The organism is Streptomyces sp. NPDC056738 (assembly GCF_042790435.1).
Classification (GTDB): Bacteria; Actinomycetota; Actinomycetes; order Streptomycetales; family Streptomycetaceae; genus Streptomyces.
The window spans coordinates 54,837-72,007 of sequence record NZ_JBHTZF010000005.1 but is presented as its reverse complement, the minus strand read 5'-3'; the positions used below and the strand labels follow the sequence as shown (position 1 = coordinate 72,007).

General features: G+C 71.4%; 17 protein-coding genes. 7 read left to right on the top strand and 10 right to left on the bottom strand.

Going from position 1 to position 17,171, the window contains the following annotated elements; genetic code table 11:
* Positions 1-4: 4 nt before the first annotated feature.
* Positions 5-1,057 carry a hypothetical protein gene (locus tag ACFRIC_RS14380; protein WP_382784462.1) on the bottom strand — a complete coding sequence of 351 codons (1,053 nt, stop codon included), beginning with the start codon at positions 1,055-1,057 and terminating at the stop codon, positions 5-7.
* Between the two features lie 171 nt (positions 1,058-1,228).
* Here ACFRIC_RS14380 and ACFRIC_RS14375 point away from each other — a divergent pair, with 171 nt between their 5' ends.
* Positions 1,229-1,579 carry a PRC-barrel domain-containing protein gene (locus tag ACFRIC_RS14375; RefSeq protein WP_382784459.1) on the top strand — a complete coding sequence of 117 codons (351 nt, stop codon included), beginning with the start codon at positions 1,229-1,231 and terminating at the stop codon, positions 1,577-1,579.
* 145 nt (positions 1,580-1,724) lie between these two features.
* Here ACFRIC_RS14375 and ACFRIC_RS14370 read toward each other — a convergent pair whose 3' ends face one another.
* Positions 1,725-2,549 (bottom strand): SDR family oxidoreductase, encoded by an 825-nt coding sequence (locus tag ACFRIC_RS14370; protein ID WP_382784456.1) that lies wholly within the window; start codon positions 2,547-2,549, stop codon positions 1,725-1,727.
* Positions 2,550-2,709: 160 nt separating this feature from the next.
* Positions 2,710-4,008 (bottom strand): phosphatase PAP2 family protein, encoded by a 1,299-nt coding sequence (locus ACFRIC_RS14365; RefSeq protein ID WP_382784454.1) that lies wholly within the window; start codon positions 4,006-4,008, stop codon positions 2,710-2,712.
* Between the two features lie 352 nt (positions 4,009-4,360).
* Between ACFRIC_RS14365 and ACFRIC_RS14360 the strand changes: the two genes are divergently transcribed.
* The gene (locus ACFRIC_RS14360; protein ID WP_382784451.1) at positions 4,361-5,161 is read left to right on the top strand and encodes a class I SAM-dependent methyltransferase; all 801 of its coding nucleotides are present in this window, start codon (positions 4,361-4,363) and stop codon (positions 5,159-5,161) included.
* 34 nt (positions 5,162-5,195) lie between these two features.
* On the opposite strand, the gene ACFRIC_RS14355 is transcribed toward ACFRIC_RS14360, so the two are convergent.
* Complete coding sequence (locus tag ACFRIC_RS14355) at positions 5,196-6,224, bottom strand: DUF6745 domain-containing protein (RefSeq protein WP_382784448.1); 1,029 nt, start codon at positions 6,222-6,224, stop codon at positions 5,196-5,198.
* Positions 6,225-6,264: 40 nt separating this feature from the next.
* Complete coding sequence (locus tag ACFRIC_RS14350) at positions 6,265-6,591, bottom strand: hypothetical protein (protein WP_382784445.1); 327 nt, start codon at positions 6,589-6,591, stop codon at positions 6,265-6,267.
* Positions 6,592-6,925: 334 nt separating this feature from the next.
* On the opposite strand from ACFRIC_RS14350, the gene ACFRIC_RS14345 reads away from it, so the two are divergent.
* The 5 genes from ACFRIC_RS14345 to ACFRIC_RS14325 are packed head-to-tail and all read left to right on the top strand — an operon-like array spanning position 6,926 to position 12,215.
* Positions 6,926-7,894: an STM4015 family protein gene (locus ACFRIC_RS14345; protein WP_382784443.1), complete on the top strand. Its 969-nt coding sequence runs from the start codon at positions 6,926-6,928 to the stop codon at positions 7,892-7,894.
* A 36-nt stretch (positions 7,895-7,930) separates the two neighbouring features.
* Entirely contained in the window at positions 7,931-9,094 is a 1,164-nt protein-coding gene (locus ACFRIC_RS14340) for an STM4014 family protein (protein ID WP_382784440.1), read from the top strand.
* A 58-nt stretch (positions 9,095-9,152) separates the two neighbouring features.
* Positions 9,153-9,959 carry an STM4013/SEN3800 family hydrolase gene (locus ACFRIC_RS14335; RefSeq protein WP_382785891.1) on the top strand — a complete coding sequence of 269 codons (807 nt, stop codon included), beginning with the start codon at positions 9,153-9,155 and terminating at the stop codon, positions 9,957-9,959.
* Complete coding sequence (locus tag ACFRIC_RS14330; protein WP_382784438.1) at positions 9,956-11,311, top strand: STM4012 family radical SAM protein; 1,356 nt, start codon at positions 9,956-9,958, stop codon at positions 11,309-11,311. Before ACFRIC_RS14335 ends, ACFRIC_RS14330 begins: the two co-directional genes overlap by 4 nt.
* 7 nt (positions 11,312-11,318) lie before the next feature.
* Positions 11,319-12,215: an STM4011 family radical SAM protein gene (locus ACFRIC_RS14325; RefSeq protein WP_382784435.1), complete on the top strand. Its 897-nt coding sequence runs from the start codon at positions 11,319-11,321 to the stop codon at positions 12,213-12,215.
* Between the two features lie 40 nt (positions 12,216-12,255).
* On the opposite strand, the gene ACFRIC_RS14320 is transcribed toward ACFRIC_RS14325, so the two are convergent.
* From ACFRIC_RS14320 to ACFRIC_RS14300, 5 genes are all read right to left on the bottom strand, one after another.
* Positions 12,256-12,981 (bottom strand): spermidine synthase, encoded by a 726-nt coding sequence (locus ACFRIC_RS14320; protein WP_382784433.1) that lies wholly within the window; start codon positions 12,979-12,981, stop codon positions 12,256-12,258.
* A 227-nt stretch (positions 12,982-13,208) separates the two neighbouring features.
* Positions 13,209-13,859, bottom strand: a complete 651-nt coding sequence (locus ACFRIC_RS14315; RefSeq protein WP_382785888.1) for a hypothetical protein — start codon at positions 13,857-13,859, stop codon at positions 13,209-13,211.
* A gap of 289 nt (positions 13,860-14,148) precedes the next feature.
* Positions 14,149-14,892: a class I SAM-dependent methyltransferase gene (locus tag ACFRIC_RS14310; RefSeq protein ID WP_382784431.1), complete on the bottom strand. Its 744-nt coding sequence runs from the start codon at positions 14,890-14,892 to the stop codon at positions 14,149-14,151.
* 412 nt (positions 14,893-15,304) lie between these two features.
* Entirely contained in the window at positions 15,305-16,285 is a 981-nt protein-coding gene (locus tag ACFRIC_RS14305; protein ID WP_382784429.1) for a patatin-like phospholipase family protein, read from the bottom strand.
* A 158-nt stretch (positions 16,286-16,443) separates the two neighbouring features.
* Positions 16,444-17,055, bottom strand: coding sequence for a TetR/AcrR family transcriptional regulator (locus ACFRIC_RS14300; protein WP_382784427.1), 612 nt, complete (start codon positions 17,053-17,055; stop codon positions 16,444-16,446).
* Positions 17,056-17,171 lie beyond the last annotated feature (116 nt).

Genomic DNA, 17,171 nt, shown 5'->3' with positions numbered 1-17,171 from the left:
CCGGTCAGTGGACGGCAAGGACCCACAAGAAGGCGGCCAGCGCCCGTATCAGGTCCTCCGTCTCCCCGGTCTGCTCCAGGAGCGCGCTCGGTACGTGGGACAGCTCCCAGGAGGCCAGGTCCGGGGGTTCGGGCGGCTCCTCCGCCTCCCACAGGCGCCCGATCTCCTCGGTGCTCGCTGCCAGTCGGGCGCACGCGTCGGCCGCGGTGCCGAGGACCTTCACCAGGGGGGCCGCGTTGTCCCACCCCGCAGAGTCCGAGCCGGCGTCGTCCCGCCTCGTAGCGTCCGGCCTCGTATCCTCCCGCGCGTCCCCGAGCAGTGCGCCCGCAGCGGCGGACAGTGCGGTGCCCGTGGCGGCCAGGCGCGATGCCCGCTCCAGCCAACGCGGTGCGGGGTGACCGGAAGCGGCCGGTGTGCGGAGCGATCGTTCCAGGTCCTGGCCGAGACGTCCGCCGACGGACCGTTCCCGGTCGGTGGGCCGCCAAGTCCCCCGCTCCCGCAGGTCGTCCGCCTGCCCCATCGCCCGGCGAGCCTCCGCGAGGGCGGCGGGCCAGTCACCGAGATCCCAGTCCGGCGTCGCGCGCAACTCCCGGACGCGGTAGCCGAGCGTCAGCCGCACCCCGGCGGGACGCGGCCGCGGGAGGTCCGCCTCGGCATGCGCCTGCAGTACGTGCCTGATCGCGGCCACCGACTCCGCGCTGCCGACGCCGATCCCCGTCTTGAGCGCCGCGTCGGGCACCGGCCCCGCGTCCAACGGCTCCGCTCCCTGGGCGCAGTAGCTCACGGCGTCGGACAGGAGGACTTGGTCGACCGGAATCCCCGCGTCGTGGGCCGCCCGCCAGAACAGCAGCCCGAGCGTGTTGTGCCGGGCGCTCCCCCACGGCCATTTCACCCGCGCGCCGGGGCCCGCGGAGAACCGTGGGGCCACCCCTGGTCCGAGGCCGCCGTCGCGCTCGTCGTACCAGACCACCAGTAGGCGCGCCTGGTGAGCGGCACGCTCCCACGCCCCGCAGCCGTAGGCGATTCGGTGCCGCCGCTCCCACCCGTTCCTGTCCACGGCGCGAACCGTACCGGCCTCGGCCGGCACGGGACGTCCGGGAGGCCCCCGGGAGCATCGGGGGAGGCGGCATCCGGCAGCGCGCGCGGGCTTCGTCTAACGTGGATGAGGCCTGCGCGACTCCCTGGTTCCGCCGCGGACGAGCGCGGATTCTCGATGAGGGAGCCGTTCATGACTGACAGCATCTGGGGCTACGACCCGGCCGCCGGGCACGTCACGGGCACGGATCTGGTCGGGTTCAAGGTCGAGGCCGTCGACGGCGCCATCGGCAAGGTCGACAAGCACGCGGACGACGTCGGCTCGTCGTATCTCGTCGTCGACATCGGCGTATGGATCTTCGGCAGGCATGTGCTGCTGCCCGCGGGCACGGTGCAGCGGGTCGACCGGGACGAGCGGAAGATCTACGTCGCGCTCACCCAGGAGCAGATCAGGGAATCCCCCGAGTTCGACCGGGCCAGGCACGTCGGCGATGCCGACTACCACGAACAGGTCGGCGGCTATTACCTGAGCCATCGCGCCTGACCCGCCGTCGTGCCTGACCCACCATCCCGCCTGACCCACCGTCGCGCCGGCGGGCCAGTCACCGAATCCCTCGCGGACCGCCGACGCTCACCTCGCAGCGAGGTCCCGTCGGCCTTCAGCCGCGAACCGGCTCCGCCACCGGCGCTCAGCCCTGGGCCAGCTCCGCCACCGACTGCCACTTCTCCCAGGACGCCAGGCGGTTCTCGTAGTCCGCCTTCGCGATGCCCAGCGGCGCCGAACCGAAGAAGCAGCGCAGCGGCGGCTCCTCGGCGTCCACGATCTCCAGCACGGCCGCGGCGGACGCGCGCGGATCGCCCGGGGTGCCGACGCGCTTGCGCCGCTGCTCCTGTACTTCCTTGTGGAACTCGGCGTACGCCGGAAGCTGCTCGGACGTGCTCGACGAGGAACCGGCCCAGTCGGTCGCGAACCCGCCGGGCTCGATCAGGGTGACCTTGATGCCGAACGGCGCCACTTCCTGCGCCAGCGCCTGGCTCATCCCCTCGAGCGCCCATTTCGAGGCGTGGTAGATGCCGACCAGCGGGAAGGCACTGATCCCGCCGATGGAGGAGACCTGCAGGATGTGGCCGCTGCCCTGCTCCCGCAGGAAGGGCAGCGCCGCCTGGGTGACCCACAGGGCCCCGAAGAGATTGGTCTCCAACTGCGCGCGGGCCTCGTCTTCGGTGATCTCCTCGATCATGCCGAAGTGGCCGTAGCCGGCGTTGTTGACCACCACGTCGAGCCGTCCGAACCGCTCGTGCGCCTGCCGCACGGCGGCGAAGTCGGCGTCGCGGTCGGTGACGTCGAGCTGCAGGGGCAGCAGCCGCTCTCCGTAGGTCTCTCGAAGATCGCCCAGCGTGGACAGGTCGCGGGCCGTCGCGGCCACCGAGTCGCCGCGCTCCAGCGCGGCGATCGCCCACTCCCGCCCGAAGCCGCGGGAGGCGCCGGTGATGAACCAGATCTTCTGTGTCATGGAGTGCTCCTCGTGGAACGTGTCTTCCGCTCGGTCACCACGTCACCGCGGCGCCACTCCTGCCACCCAACACCTTCGAGTGCGCTCCAGCGCAAATCCGGCCCGCCCCGGGCGCGGCCCCCACCGGCTCCGGCCGCCGCTCCGGTGGGGGCCGGAGCCGTCACACCTGTACGAGTTGCGGTTCCGGCTGCGGCACGGGCGCGGTCTGCGGATTCCACAGTCTGGTGGTCCGCAGATATCCGTAGATCACGGACGCCATCGCCAGGAGGAGAGCCGGTCCGAATACCCAGGGATACCGGGCCATCTCCACCGGCAGATAGCGGTACGACGCCACGAGCACGGTGAAGACCACGGAGCCGTAGGAGACGAGCATGACGCCCGCCCGGTCCCATCCTCGGGCGAACGCCCGCATGGTCGCCTCGACCGTGAGCGCGAACACCACACCGGCGATGAGATCCGCGCCGTAGTGATACCCGAATCCGAGCGTCGCCGTGAGCGTGCCGACCAGCCAGAAGGTGCCGGCGTTGCGCAGGAGCCGGGAGCCCTCGCGGGTGTGGATGAAGAGCGTGGTGGCCCAGGCCGTGTGAAGGCTGGGCATGCAGTTGCGCGGGGTTATCTCGTCGAACGGAAAGGGCTGCGGGCTGCCGGTGGACAGCGGGGTCTGCGGCCACAGGTTGGCCGCCGCCCACTGCCCGCCTTCGGCGCCGTAGGCGAACACCGGTCCGACCACCGGGAAGATCATGTAGACGATGGGTCCGACCAGGCCGATGGCGAGGAACGTGCGCACCAGGTGATGCGCCGGGAAGCGGTGGTCCCGGGCCACGTTGCGCAGTTGGTAGAGCGCGAAGACGGCCGCCGCGAGCGGGAGCTGGCCGTAGACGAGATGCAGGGCGTGGTAGCCGATCGGGCCGGTGGCCTCGACGAAGCGTCCCATCACCCAGGACGGGTTCCCCAGCGCGTGGTCGGCCGTGGCCACGTACGCGTCGAGCACGGACGGACGCGTCTCCGACGTGATCATCAGCCAGGTGTCGCCCGTCTTGTGACCCGCCACCAGGAGCAGGCCGAGGCCGACGCCTTTCAGGAGCAGGACGCGTTCCTTGCCCGTGCGACGGGTGACGGCGATGAACGCATAGCCCAGAATGACCCACAATGCGCCGTTGCCGAACATCATCTTGGCGTCGACCACCCAGCGCACCAGGAAGAAGACGACGTCGATACCGGCGGCGATTCCCAGCGAGATGAACCGTTGCCGCCACGGGAGGACGACCATCATCAAGGCCAGGCCGGCGTACAGCAGGGGGCCCGAGGTGGGAGTGAATATCACCTCTCGGGCCTGGTTGGTCATCGGCCCCGGCATGCCGTAGTGACGCGCGACGATCTCCATCGCGACGAGGAAGCCGAAGGTCACCACACCTGCGACGGCCCACAGAATCACCCGTGGCCGACGCCGCTCGTCCAATTCAATTATGTTGTTTATTCGTGAAATTACTCGGGATGCTATAGATATCAACTGTTCGGCCGATTTGTTTAGGTGTTGGTCATCCGGCTCACCCTTCGCGCTAGACAGCGTGTTCTTCTAGTGAAGGACGGACGATCAGGGCAATCGTCGTGAGTTCGATCATGCTATGAGCGTTACAGGTGGGTTTCAAGGGTCACAGCAGGTGCAAAGGTCGGCGGATCCTGTGCCCGACGATCTGCCGAGGCGACCGAAAGCTGCCACCCTGTCTGTAAACCGCTCTTCGACGCTCAGGGGCTTTCATGGCGCGGACAGACACGAGACCCGCCACGGGACCGAGGCCGTGGAGCCGGCCGTGACCGGCTCCACCGGCTCCGGCGGCCACTACGGAGAAGATCTGTTCGAGCCCGAACACCCCCTGGAAACCGAGCGCATCGACGATGCGGCGCTGGTCTACGACCCTGTCACGACAGGCCGTCTGCGCGCGCTGGGCTCCGGACCGGGCGGTCGCTGTCTGGAGGTGGGGGCCGGGACCGGAACCGTGGTCCGCTGGCTGCTGGAGGAGGCGGGAGCCGCCGAGGTGGTCGCGCTGGACCGGGACACGGGCGCCCTGGAAGCCCTCGCGGGCCCGCGCGTGCGATTGGTCACTGCCGACCTCCGGGACGAGAACCTGGACCTGGGCGGCTTCGACCTGATCCACGCCCGGTTCGTCCTCATGCACCTGCCTGAACGCCGTCAACTCGTCTCCCGTCTCGCCCGATGGCTGAACCCGGGCGGCTGGCTGGTACTCGGAGATGCCGTGGAAGTGCCGAATCCACTCGACTCCTCGTCGGCCTACCGGCGGACCATGGACGCCATGTGGCAGGCCCTGCGGACGACGATCGGCACCGACACCTCCGACATCCCGGCGTATCCCCACGTCCTGAGAGAGGAAGGACTCCAGGACGTGGGCGCCGAACTGATCTGCCCGCCGCTGGTCGCGGACGGCTCGCTGGCCCGCTTCTGGTCGGAGACCTGGAACCGGATGCGCCCCGCCCTCGAGGAAACGGGACGCGTCGACTCCGCCGTCATCGACGAGGCGGTGGCCTACCTGGCCTCACCCCGGCTCGCGGAACTCGGACCCGGCATGATGCTCGCCTGGGGCCGGTGCCCCTGAGCCCTGCGTGCCCCCGCCCGGGCGTCGGTCGTCCTCACGTCTGCTGGGACGGCTCGTACGCCTCGGCGGCGAGGCCGAACGTCCACGCCACTCCCTCACGGGCCGTACGGGTCGTGGGCGGGACGCGCAGCCAGTACGTACGGTGCGTACCGTCCGGCTCGGGGGTCGAGTTCACGACCTCGACCATGACCACGTCCTCGTCCCCGACCAGCTCGACCCGCCACAGCACACCCGCCTCGTCACGGTGCACGGGAACCGCCCCCGACTCCTCCAAGTACCGGTCGTAGCCGTAGTACTCCAGCATCACCCGGCGCAGCTCTGCGTTCTCCTCGTCGCGTATCCGCTCGGGCGTCAGCGCGGTGAGCTCGTCGAGGAACGTGCCGGGGACCGGCATCCCACGCCAGGCGTACAACTCGAAGCCGTCCGCGTAACGCAGCGCCGGACCGTCCCCCCGGTCCAGACGCCCCGCCTCGTCGCGGTGCAGGCTCAGCGGCCGCTCGCTGACGACCGCCACCTTCTCGTACGGCCACCACCAGCCGGCCTCGCGCGCCACCGCGGCGACCCCGGCCAGGGCGCTGGTCTCGTCCGGGTCGAAGGCGCAGAGCCAGGCCGCGTCGTGCTGGCCGAGGGTCGCGTCCAGGAGCAGCAGGCGCACCCGGCTCTCCTGGTGCCGGTCGGTGCCGAGGTCCTCGACGATGCCCGCACGCACCCGCTCGGCCAGTGTGCGGGCGGACTCCCACAGCGCCGCGCCCGTGGCCCGCCAGTGTCCGCTCCATCCCTCCGGTCCCAGCCGTTCGTGCGTCAGCGCCCGCTCCGCCGCCCAGGGTCCCGCGACGACGGCACTCCGCACGCTGGGGCCGGTGTCCCCCAGCGCCCCGCCCTCGACGGGCGCCGTGCCCATGAGCATGCGTACGGCCTCGTGCGGTGACCGCGCCCAGACGACGCGCTCGGGCTCGTCCAGCCCGGCCTTGCGATAGGCGAGCCGGACGCCCGCCTCGGCCGCGGCCCGGTCGCCCTCCCCCGTCCGGGTCGCGGTGACACGCCAACTGCCCTGTTCCATCACACCGTTCCTCTCCGAATGTCCTGGACCGTCGGCGGACGCGTCAGTCGGCGACGATCCGCACCGAACCCGGCACGTACTCACGCTGGCGGATCACTCGATACCAGCCCTTGTGCAGAGAGATCGCCGCGTGCTCCTCGTGCACGACCCGCGCCCCGTCCGGAACGTGCAGGAGCATCGGGCCGAACACCCCGCCGTCCCGGATCAGCCGGCCCGGACCGACCACGGCGTGGGCGTGCCCGGTGACCTCACCGAGGGCCAGCACGAGTCGTCCGCGGCCGTCGCGGGGCTCGGACGCCGCGTCGAGGGCGTGGTCCGGCACCGCCTTCTCGTCCAACGGCACGATCAGCACATCTCCTTGGCGGAACATGGGTCTCCCTCCCCGCACGGCACGGCGTGTGCCCTGGGAAAAACCGTAGGGGCGACCACTGACAATCGACCTCCGGGCCTGCCGCGCACCCCCGGTGACCAGGCGTCATTCCCCGCGGAGCCGTACGTGGCACTCGATCGGGACAGGTCGCGGCGGTGCGCCCGCCGACCGCTCTCCTGCGTCTCTTCCGCGTCTTGTCCACAGGTGCCGACCCTGTTCGCCGTGCTGTCAGTGAGGCTTGGTACAACTCGTCTGTCTGGGTGCGGACCGCGCGCTCCGGACTCGGCACCACGACCGTCGGTCCAGCGGAATCAGCACGAAGGAGCGGGCGCGCATGACCATCAACAGCCATCTCGAGGAATTCCACGGCCTGCCGGCCTTCACCTTCCCCGACGCCGGCGACAAGTCGCCCCGGGCCACCTCGCTTCCCGCGCCCGAGAGCGTCGCCTGGCGCATCGCCGTGGACGCCTACGACAGCGAGGAGGAGTGGGAGGGCGCGTTCGCGCGTTTCCTGGCCGCCGTGGACACGGAGCAGGTGCGGGCGCTGATCGTCGGAGCGTGGAGCGATGTCTACGACACCTCTCCGCACGCGGTGATCGAGGCCCTGGTGGCCGCGCGGGACCGGCTGCCCGCGCTGCGGGCGCTGTTCCTCGCCGACATCGTGATGGAGGAGTGCGAGATCTCCTGGATCGTCCAGGGTGACGTGTCGCCGCTTCTGGAGGCCTTCCCCTCCCTGGTCGAGTTCGGCGTCCGCGGTGGCAACGGCCTGGTGTTCCCGGCCGTGAAGCACGAGCGGCTGCGCACCCTGACCGTCGAGAGCGGTGGCCTGCCCGCCGAAGCCGTGCGCGGCATCGCCGCCAGCGACCTGCCCTCGCTGACCGCGCTGGACCTGTGGCTCGGCACCTCCGAGTACGGCGGTGACGCCGATGTCGCCGACCTGGAACCGTTCTTCGCGGGCAGCCGTCTGCCCGGCCTGGTCCGGCTGGCCCTGCGCAACAGCGAGATCCAGGACGCCATCTGCACGGCGCTGGCCTCGGCGCCGGTCGTCGCACGCCTGGAGCACCTGGACGTCTCCATGGGCGTCCTCACCGACGACGGCGCGACGGCCCTGCTCTCGGGCCAGCCGCTGACCCACCTCAAGGTGCTCGACCTCCACCACAACTACCTCAGCGCGGCGGTGCGGACGCGCCTGCTGGAGACGCTGGAGCCGGCCGGTGTCGAGGTGCGCGCCGACCAGGACGACGCGGAGTCCGACGAGGAGGAGGACGGCACGGTCTGGCGTTTCGTCGCGGTGGGCGAGTAGCGCCGACCGGTCCGGCAGCGAGAACGAGGAGGCGGGATGGGCGGGTTGGGGCGGTGGGGCGCGCCGGTGAGGTGGGCGGTGGTCGCGAACGGGGAGAACCGCCGGGTCGACCTGTTCAGGGCGGCGGCCGGGAAGGCGGGCCACGGCTCTTTTCGCGTGGTCGAGTGGCGGGACGTCCTGCGCGACGGCGGGCACGACTTCGCGGACGACGAGGTCGTCCGGCTGGACTCCCCCGGCGAGAACGCCGAGGTGGACCGGTTGTTGCGCGGCGTGGACGAGCCGACCAGGGTGGAGGGTTCCGCGCGCTGGTACGCGGGATTCCTGGCGGGTGTGGCTTCGCTGCGCGGGGGCCGTCGGCTCGACGACCCGGCGGATCTGGCCGTGCTCTTCGACAAGAGGCTGTGCCACGCCCGGCTCGACGCGGCGGGTGTTCCGGTGCCTCAGTCCCCGACCTCGGGGGCTCGTCGGACCGTGGAGGACTGGACCGCCGTCCGGGACCTCATGGCGGAGGCCTCGTTGAGGCGGGTGTTCGTCAAGCTCGCGCACGGCTCGTCGGCGTCGGGTGTGCTGGCCGTGGAGACGACCGCGGGCGGCCGGATCCGGGCCACCACCTCGGTCGAGCGCACGGCTGACGGCGATCTCCACAACTCGCTGCGGATCCGCCGCTACACCGAAGAGGCGCGGATCGCGGCGATCGTGGACGCGCTGGCGCCCGACGGACTGCACATCGAGCGCTGGCTGCCGAAGGCGTCGCTCGGCGGCAGGTCGGCCGACCTGCGGATCGTGGTCGTGGCCGGCCGCGCGACCCACGCCGTGGTCCGCACGAGCCGCTCTCCCCTGACCAATCTGCATCTGGGCGGCGCCCGCGGCGATCTCGCGGCCGTGCGCGCCCTGGCCGGCGACCGGTGGGCGGAGGCCCTCTCCGTCAGCGAACGGGCCGCCGCATGCTTCCCCGGCACCCTGTGCGTGGGCGTCGATCTGCTGCCCGCGGTGGGCTGGCGCCGGTTCGCCGTGGGGGAGGTCAACGCCTTCGGAGACCTGCTCCCCCGTCTGACGGGTCTGCCGGGCAGCGGCGCGGAAGGCCTGGACACCTACGCGGCTCAGGTCGCGGCGGTCCGTTCCCGCTCCCCCGACCACTTCCCCGTACGACCCGCACTTCCGCTCGACACTCCCGCCAGGACAGCACATGCCTCAGCCTGATCCCGACCGCACACCGGCCATGACGCCCTCCGCCCCCGCGCCCGACGGGACGCCGGACATGAACGAGGTGGTGGGACGCGACGACCTGCTCCTGCTCACCCTTGACACGCTGCGCCACGACGTGGCCGTCGAACTCGCCGCGGCCGGCCGCCTGCCGAACCTGACCGCCCATCTGCCCGGCGGCACCTGGGAGCGACGGCACGCGCCGGGGAACTTCACATACGCCTCCCACCAGGCCATGTTCGCGGGTTTCCTGCCCACCCCGGCCGCTCCGGGCCCGCACCCCCGGCTGTTCGCGGCCCGGTTCGCGGGCAGCGAGACGACGGCGGACCGCACGTTCGTCTTCGACACCCCGGACCTGGTGTCCGGCCTCGCCGCGCACGGCTATCGCACGGTGTGCGTCGGGGGCGTGGGCTTCTTCAACAAGCAGGGCGCCCTCGGCGGCGTACTGCCCGGGCTCTTTCAGGAGAGCCACTGGGAGCCGGAGTTCGGGGTGGCGTCGCCCACCTCGTTCGAGGACCAGGTGACGCGGGCCGAGAAGGTCGCGGCCGAACTCCCGGCCGAGCAGCGGCTCTTCCTGTTCCTGAACGCCTCGGCGCTCCACCAGCCGAACTGGTTCCACCTGCCCGGTGCCACCCGTGAGGCCGGCGACAGCCGGGTCACCCACGCGGCCGCCCTCGAGTACGTCGACGCCCATGTCGGCCGGCTGTTCCGCGCGATGAGCTCGCGCCGCCGCTGCTTCGCCATCGTCTGCTCCGACCACGGCACCGCGTACGGAGACGACGGCTACACGGGCCATCGTCTCGGCCACGACAGCGTGTGGACCGTGCCCTACCGCCACTTCTTCCTGGAGCCGACCGTATGACGCTCGCCCCCGTGGCCGCCCCGGCCGGTCTGCCGCGCCCGTACCAGAGCTACACGTACGCCTATCCCCACAAGACCGCCTACCGGCCGCTCACCCCGCGCCCCGCGCTCAGGGAGTTGTGGGCCGGCGAGTCCCGGCGGTCGCTCTCGCTGTATCTGCACATCCCGTTCTGCGAGGTCCGGTGCGGCTTCTGCAACCTGTTCACGCGGATCGGGGCTCCCGGCGACCTGACGGGACGCTATCTGGACGCGGTGCGGCGCCAGGCCGCCGCGATGCGCGAGGCGCTGGGCGACGAGGAGACCCCTCGGTTCGCCAACGCCGCGTTCGGGGGCGGCACACCGACGTTCCTGGAGGCCGCCGAACTGGAGCGGCTGTGCGACATCGCCGAGCAGGAGATGGGCGCCGATCTCCGGGCGATCCCGCTGTCCGTGGAGGCCTCGCCCGCCACCGCCACGGCCGACCGGCTGGCGGTCCTGGTCGAGCGGGGCACCACCCGGCTCAGCCTCGGGGTGCAGAGCTTCGTCGAGGAGGAGTCCCGGGCGGCCGTACGACCGCAGCGCAGCGCCGACGTGGAGTCGGCGCTCGCGCGGATCCGCGAGGCGGCCGTGCCCGTCCTCAACATCGACCTGATCTACGGCATCGACGGCCAGACCGCGGCCAGTTGGCGCCACTCGCTGGACGCGGCCCTGGCCTGGCGGCCCGAGGAGATCTACCTCTACCCCCTGTACATCCGGCCCCTCACCGGCCTCGGCCGGCACTCCGACGCGCGGACGGCCGACCTGGAATGGGACGAGCAGCGACTGCGCCGGTACCGGGAGGGCCGCGACCACCTGCTGGCCCACGGCTACGAGCAGGTGTCGATGCGCATGTTCCGGCGGGCGGACGCCCCTCCGCAGGGACCCGACGACTACGCCTGCCAGACCGACGGCATGATCGGCCTGGGCTGCGGTGCCCGCTCGTACACCTCCACGCTGCACTACTCCTTCGACTACGCCGTGTCGATGCGGGAGATCCGCGGCATCATCGACGACTACACCGCCACCGAGGACTTCTCGCACGCCCTGCGCGGCCGCCGTGTCGACGAGGGCGAGGCACGGCGCCGGCACCTTCTCCAGTCCCTCCTCCAGGCGGAGGGCCTGCCCGTGGCGGACTACCGGCTGCGCTTCGGATCGGAGCCGTACGACGACTTCCCGTCCGAGATCGGCACCCTCGCCGCGCGGGGTTGGCTCGCGCGCCAGGACGAGGACCGGCTCCGTCTCTCCGCGGAAGGGCTCGCCCACTCCGACGCGATAGGCCCCGAGTTCTTCTCCCCGGCCGTTCGGGACGCCATGGCCGCCTACGAGACGAAGTGAGGCTCCGGTGGACCTGACGATCCTGTACCGAGGCCCGCTCGCCTCCTGCGACTACGACTGTCCGTACTGTCCGTTCGCGAAGCGCCGCGACAGCACCGCGCAGCTACGCGCCGACCGCGCGGCCCTGGAGCGGTTCACCGCGTGGGCGGGCGAGCAGCGCGAGGACCGGCTGTCGGTGCTCTTCACCCCGTGGGGCGAGGGGCTGGTGCGCTCCTGGTACCGCCGCGCCCTCGTGGACCTGTCGCACCAGTCCCACGTCAAGCGGGTGGCCATCCAGACGAACCTCAGTTGCCGCACCGACTGGCTGGAGGCGGCGGACCGGGACACGGTTGCCTTGTGGTGCACGTACCACCCGGGGCAGACACCGCACGAGCGGTTCGTCGCCAAGACGCGGCAGCTCGGCGAGCTGGGCGTCCGCTTCAGTGTCGGCGTCGTCGGCCTGCCCGAGCACCGGGAACCCGCGCGCCGACTGCGCGCGGAACTCCCGGAGCATGTGTATCTGTGGGTGAACGCCGCCGAAGGACACACCTACACGGACGAGCAGGCGGCCGAGTGGACCGCGCTCGATCCGCTGTTCCCCTTCAGCCGCCATCCGCACCGGTCGGCGGGACTGCCCTGCCGCACCGGAGAGTCGGTCATCTCGGTGGACGGCGAGGGGAGGGTGAGCCGGTGCCACTTCGTCCGCACCGAACTGGGCCGGCTGTACGACGGCTCCTACCGGGCCGCGCTCGCCCCGCGCCCCTGCCCCCTGACCCTGTGCGACTGCCACATCGGCTACGTACATCTGGAGACGCTGCCGCTGTACGACGTCTTCGCGGGCGGCGTCCTGGAACGCGTCCCGCGGATGCCGCCGGACCCGGGCCGCGCGCTGCTTCCCGTGGTCCCCGCGGCCGGCTCGGTCTGAGTGCCGGGCGCGCGGGGGCGGCCGTCCTGTCCGGGTGGTGTCAGGCGTCGCGGCGTCGGGCGACGTAGACGGTGTTGGCGGCGGTCCCGCCCTGGAGCGGGTTGTCGAAGTCCACGACGTGGGCCGCGGTGTCGGTGAAGACCTCCGCGAGCAGGGAGCCGAAGGCGTCGTCCGGCGGGTCGTTCGACCACAGCGCGAACACACCGCCGGGATGGAGCAGTTCGGTCAGAGCCGTCAGACCGGCTCGTGTGTAGAGCTCGGCGTGGTCGGGGTGCAGCACATGGCGCGGCGAGTGGTCGACGTCCAGAAGGATCGCGTGGAACCGGCGGCCGGGGGTGTCGGGGTCGAGGCCTCGGGGGGTGCCGGTCGTCATCGCGAAGAAGTCTCCCCGCAGGAGCCGGCACCGGGGGTCGGACGCCAGGCCGGTGCCGAGAGGCACGAGGCCGCGCCGGTGCCAGTCGATCACTTCGGCCAGGGTGTCGACGACGATGAGCGAGCGCACGCGCGGATCGTCCAGCGCCGTCCTGGCCGTGTACCCGAGTCCGAGTCCGCCCACGACGACGTCGAGCGGGCCCTCGGAGAGTTCCGCCAGACCGAGCCGGGCCAGCTCGATCTCCCCCGTGGTGAAGAGACTGGACATCAGGTACTCGTCGCCGAGCTTCACCTCGTACACGTCGTCGCCCGAGAGCGGGTCCCGCCGTCGGCGCAGGCTGATGTCGCCCATGGCCGTCGGCTGCCAGTCGATCTCCTCGAAACGCGCGCTCATCCGATGCCCTTCTCCCCGGCCTCGCCCCACCCCCGCGGGCGGGGGACGGCCACCGGCACCGGGCGCCCCGACCGTGGCGCTGCGGCGCAACGGGTGCACCGCACCGTCCGGCTCGGGCCCGACGCTGTGGAGGATCTTGACACGGGAACGCCGCGGACAGGTGGCCAAACGGTGGTACGGCACCGGATCGAGTCGGGTGGCGACGCGCCCCTCGTGCGCCCTCCCCCTCAGGACCGCGCGGCGGCCTCGCCGATGTCCCGGTGCAGATGGCCCATGAGTTCACCCATCTCGCGGACATCGGCACTAGGAGACTCGGCCTTCTCCGCCGCGCCGTGCAGCCAGTCGGCGATCGCCAGAGCGAGTGCCACGGCATCGTCCACGCGGTCGTCGCCGAGGAGCTCCTCGACCCTGAAGGCAAGGCTGCCCAGGGTTTCGGCGTTCGTATCCGGTGTCAGATAGCCGCGCAGAGCGACGGGGAAGGGGTCCTGGGCTCGGGCGTGCCGCACGGCCTCGAGCACCGCGGGGTCCTCGCTGTACTGGTCGAGATGGCCGAGAAGGACGTAGATCCGCGCGATCAGCCGCGGGCGCCCGGGGTGCCGGTCCAGCCAGGCCATCAACTGCTGCTGGCCCCCGAGGTGGTCGACGACCGGGGTCAGCGCCTCCACCGACTTGGTGGGGAGATCCCAGTGGTGAGGGAGCATCCGGGCGATGTCGTCGGCCAGAGCGGCCTCGCCCTCGGCGTCGAGCGTCCCCGCGGCGAACGCACTGACCTGCGCGCTGTCCAGGGTGAACCCGTCGGGCAACGCCGGCCGGGACTCGCGGCTCGCGGAACCGTGTCGTCGGCGCAGCAGTTCGCCGACGCTCTTGAGGAGCGGCATGTCGTGCACGAAACCTCCTGATGAACGCACTCAAAGGCCAGCCTCAAGTCCGGGACGGCGAGCTCGGCCACCGACGCGACGGTCCGGACGGCGACTTCGTCGCTGCTCCCCGGCATCGACACCATCACCCTGCCGCCCGCCCGCCGGGTCCGCGCGCCCGGTGGCCCGGATGGGTGCGGGGCCATGGGCACGTGGGATGCATAGAGCAGGAGGTGGAGCGGATCCGCGGCGGCGGCGCATCGGGCAGTGACGTTTCGTCGCAGCGCTCGGCCGGGGTGTGTCGCGAGGATCAGACGTCCGCCACCAGGAGTCGATAGCCGACGTCGAAGGTGTCGAGCGCGAGGAGATCGGCTTGGCGCCGGTGCCAGTGGCCTGTCGCGAGATCGTCGGTGAGGGCTGCCAGGCCCGGAGCCAGGGCGTCCTCGCCGGTCTGGGCGAACATGGAGATTCCGGCGCGCACTTGGGGGTCGAGATAGGCGTGGGGGCGGCGCCAGAACGCGGCGCCGAAACCGTCCGTGCAGTCGTGCGGGACGTGAACGTGCTCCAGACGCGCCCCGCCGAGCAGCGCCTCCAACCGCTCGATCGGTACGGCTCGGTTGTCGTCGAACACGGCCGCCTGCGGGAGGTATTCGCGTACGAGCCAGAACCTCTCGCGGAAGATCTCCTGGTCCCAGGTCAGGATGACGATGCGGCGGCGCGCGACCCGGCGGAGCTCGGCGATGCCGGCCGCGAGGTCGGTCCAGTGGTGGACGGTCAGCAGTGCCATGACGGCGTCGGCGGCGTCGTCGCGCAACGGAAGCTGTTCGGCGACCGCGCACACCGCGGGCGCGGAGCCGTGCGGTCGCTGGGCGATCATGATCTGGCTGGGCTCGACGGCGAGCACCGTCTGCTCCGGTTCGTAGGAACCGGTCCCCGCCCCTATGTTGATCACCGATCTGGCGTCCCCGAGCGCGGTGTGCACCTGTCTGGCGATCCGCGGATCCGGCTGCCGGGTCCGGCCGTACGTCGCGCCGAGCGTGTCATAAATGGCCATGCCCCTCAGTATGCGAAGAAGTCGCCCACACGGGGACCGCTCCCGGGGAACTGGTGACCTTGCCGAGCGGGGCCGGTGCCGCCGCCTCCACCAGCGCGTCCGGCGCAAGAAGAAGACCCTGTCCCGTAAGAAACGGAACAGGGTCTTCATGGAGCGCCGGGCAGGCCTTGCACCTGCATTTCCCCGCAGGAAGCGGGGCGTCTTTCCTTGGACCACCAACGCATCGCGAACCGGAGTGACTTCCCCCGATCGGCTCAAGATCAATGCTATCAGACCACCACGGCCACCTCGCCGCCCCTGAGCTGCCGCCCCCCTGCCCACTGCCCGCTGCCCAGGAGGTCGTAATCGTATGAGCGAGTCGTACTCGCCCGTCCCCGAACTGACCCTGGTCAAGGAGTTCCAGGACCGGCGCCTAACTGCCGTACAGACGACCGTAGGCGTCGTGCACGGCGGTGCGGCCCGCTTCCAGTGCGGTTTCGAGGAGCTCGCCCTCGCGCGCCAGACGACTGACGGTAGGTGAATCCGGGGCGGGGCGGATCGAGACGACGGCCGCGTGGTCGATCAGACGGGCGTCGTCCTCGGCCAGCCGCGTCTCGCGGTCGAGGAACACCTGCCGCAGGGCCGCGGGCTCACGCCGCAGCACTGTCTTCGCGATGAGCGGGGCGGAGCGCGACGGCCGCGCGACGTCGGTCGCGCGACGCGAACGCAGCACCATGACGTGGGTCGCCCCCTGGGCCAGCGCCGTCCGGTAGGGAATGGACTCGGAGACGCCGGCGTCGTAGAACCGGCGGCCGCGCAGCGTCACCGGCTCGCCCGCCAGGAGGGGCAGGGAGGCACTGGCCCGCAGCGCGAGGCGCAGTTCCGCGGCGTCGGCTATGAAGGGCCGCAGGTCGGTCGACTCCCCGGTCTCGGCGTCGGTGGCCAGCGGGTGGTACTCGATGCCGCTCGCGAGAATGGAGTCGAAGTCCATCGGCGCGCAGTCCTCGTCGCCGTAGCGGTAGAGCACCTCGTAGAAGGCGTGCAGGTCCACGAGCGGTTTGCCGCGCAGCGGGTTGGAGCGCCGGATCAGCGTCCTGGCGTACTTGGGAACCGCCCAGAAGCGCAGCGACTGCGGGCTCGTGCTCAGCAGCCACGCGGCGGAGGCGGCACCGGCGGAGGCGCCGTAGACGGCGTCGAAGCTGTCGGTCAATCCCAGCTCGTGGAGGGCCAGGGCCATCCCGCCGGCGATGATGCCGCGCATCCCGCCGCCCTCGATGGCCAGGGCGACCCGGTGCCCGTCGGTGCGCGCGCCGGGTTGGCTGCCGGTTCGCGCGCGCTCGGTGAGCACACGCCAGACCTCGTGCGGCTCCTCGGGTTCGGGCGTGGCGGCAGGGGTCGAGGCGGTCGTCGTCATCGCGGTCAGGTCTCCAGGGGACAGCTCGGGGGGCCGCCGGGTGTGACACCGCCCGCGGGACCTTCACTTTACCAATGAACAGCCACTCACTAGCCAGCGGCTAGCCAAATGGGACGGCCCGGCGAGACGCCGCCTCGCGGCGCAGCGCCCGCGGGCCTCTACGCCCTCTGAGGACCCGCGATCTCCGGGGCCGCCGGGACGGCGAGGAGAGCTCGAGCGGTCAGCAGCAAGGTGGCCCTCAGATCGTCGTCCGCGAGGTCGGACAGTTCCCCGAGACCTTCCAGCATCCACAGACACATCACGTACGCCATGCGCTCGGCGGGCGTGGGCGAGCCGCCGAACAGCACCCGCAGGACCCGCCGCCTGCGCGTGTCGTTCTCGGCGTAGACGCTGGCGGCCCTGACCTCGGGATCGTGCAGGAGCATGGTCCCGAGTTCGCGGTTGCGCACCAGGAAGTCGACCCAGCCGACCGCGAACGCGTCCAGCCTCTCCCGGCGTGACGGCATTCCCGCCAACTCGTCCAGGAGTACGGTCATTTCCTCCACCGTCGGATCGAGCGCGGCCTGGAGGATCTGCGCCTTGGTCCGGAAGTGGTAGTAGACCGCGGCTTTGGTCAGGCCCATCTCGTCGGCGATCGCCTGCAAGGAGGTCGCTTGATAACCACGGCCGGCGAACAACCGCTGGGCCGTCCGGACGATCTGGTGTCTCGTCGCCGCGGCCTGGGCGGCTCGACCGACCACCGGGACGCCCCGCTCTCGCTCGCTGGGCACGCTCGTTCACTCCCGCATGGTCTTGCCTTGATGGGCTGTGGCGGCATGGGACTGTTCGCCCACGTTACCTTCGCCGTCCGCCGGCCGGCGAACGGCAAGCGGGCCGACGCCCACCG

Bases quoted from the DNA above. Each gene is read 5' to 3' on its own strand.
- ACFRIC_RS14375 (WP_382784459.1), top strand. From the start codon at position 1,229: ATGACTGACAGCATCTGGGGCTACGACCCGGCCGCCGGGCACGTCACG.
- ACFRIC_RS14370 (WP_382784456.1), bottom strand. From the start codon at position 2,549: ATGACACAGAAGATCTGGTTCATCACCGGCGCCTCCCGCGGCTTCGGG.
- ACFRIC_RS14350 (WP_382784445.1), bottom strand. From the start codon at position 6,591: ATGTTCCGCCAAGGAGATGTGCTGATCGTGCCGTTGGACGAGAAGGCG.
- ACFRIC_RS14345 (WP_382784443.1), top strand. From the start codon at position 6,926: ATGACCATCAACAGCCATCTCGAGGAATTCCACGGCCTGCCGGCCTTC.
- ACFRIC_RS14340 (WP_382784440.1), top strand. From the start codon at position 7,931: ATGGGCGGGTTGGGGCGGTGGGGCGCGCCGGTGAGGTGGGCGGTGGTC.
- ACFRIC_RS14335 (WP_382785891.1), top strand. From the start codon at position 9,153: ATGAACGAGGTGGTGGGACGCGACGACCTGCTCCTGCTCACCCTTGAC.
- ACFRIC_RS14330 (WP_382784438.1), top strand. From the start codon at position 9,956: ATGACGCTCGCCCCCGTGGCCGCCCCGGCCGGTCTGCCGCGCCCGTAC.
- ACFRIC_RS14320 (WP_382784433.1), bottom strand. From the start codon at position 12,981: ATGAGCGCGCGTTTCGAGGAGATCGACTGGCAGCCGACGGCCATGGGC.
- ACFRIC_RS14315 (WP_382785888.1), bottom strand. From the start codon at position 13,859: ATGCCGCTCCTCAAGAGCGTCGGCGAACTGCTGCGCCGACGACACGGT.
- ACFRIC_RS14310 (WP_382784431.1), bottom strand. From the start codon at position 14,892: ATGGCCATTTATGACACGCTCGGCGCGACGTACGGCCGGACCCGGCAG.
- ACFRIC_RS14305 (WP_382784429.1), bottom strand. From the start codon at position 16,285: ATGACGACGACCGCCTCGACCCCTGCCGCCACGCCCGAACCCGAGGAG.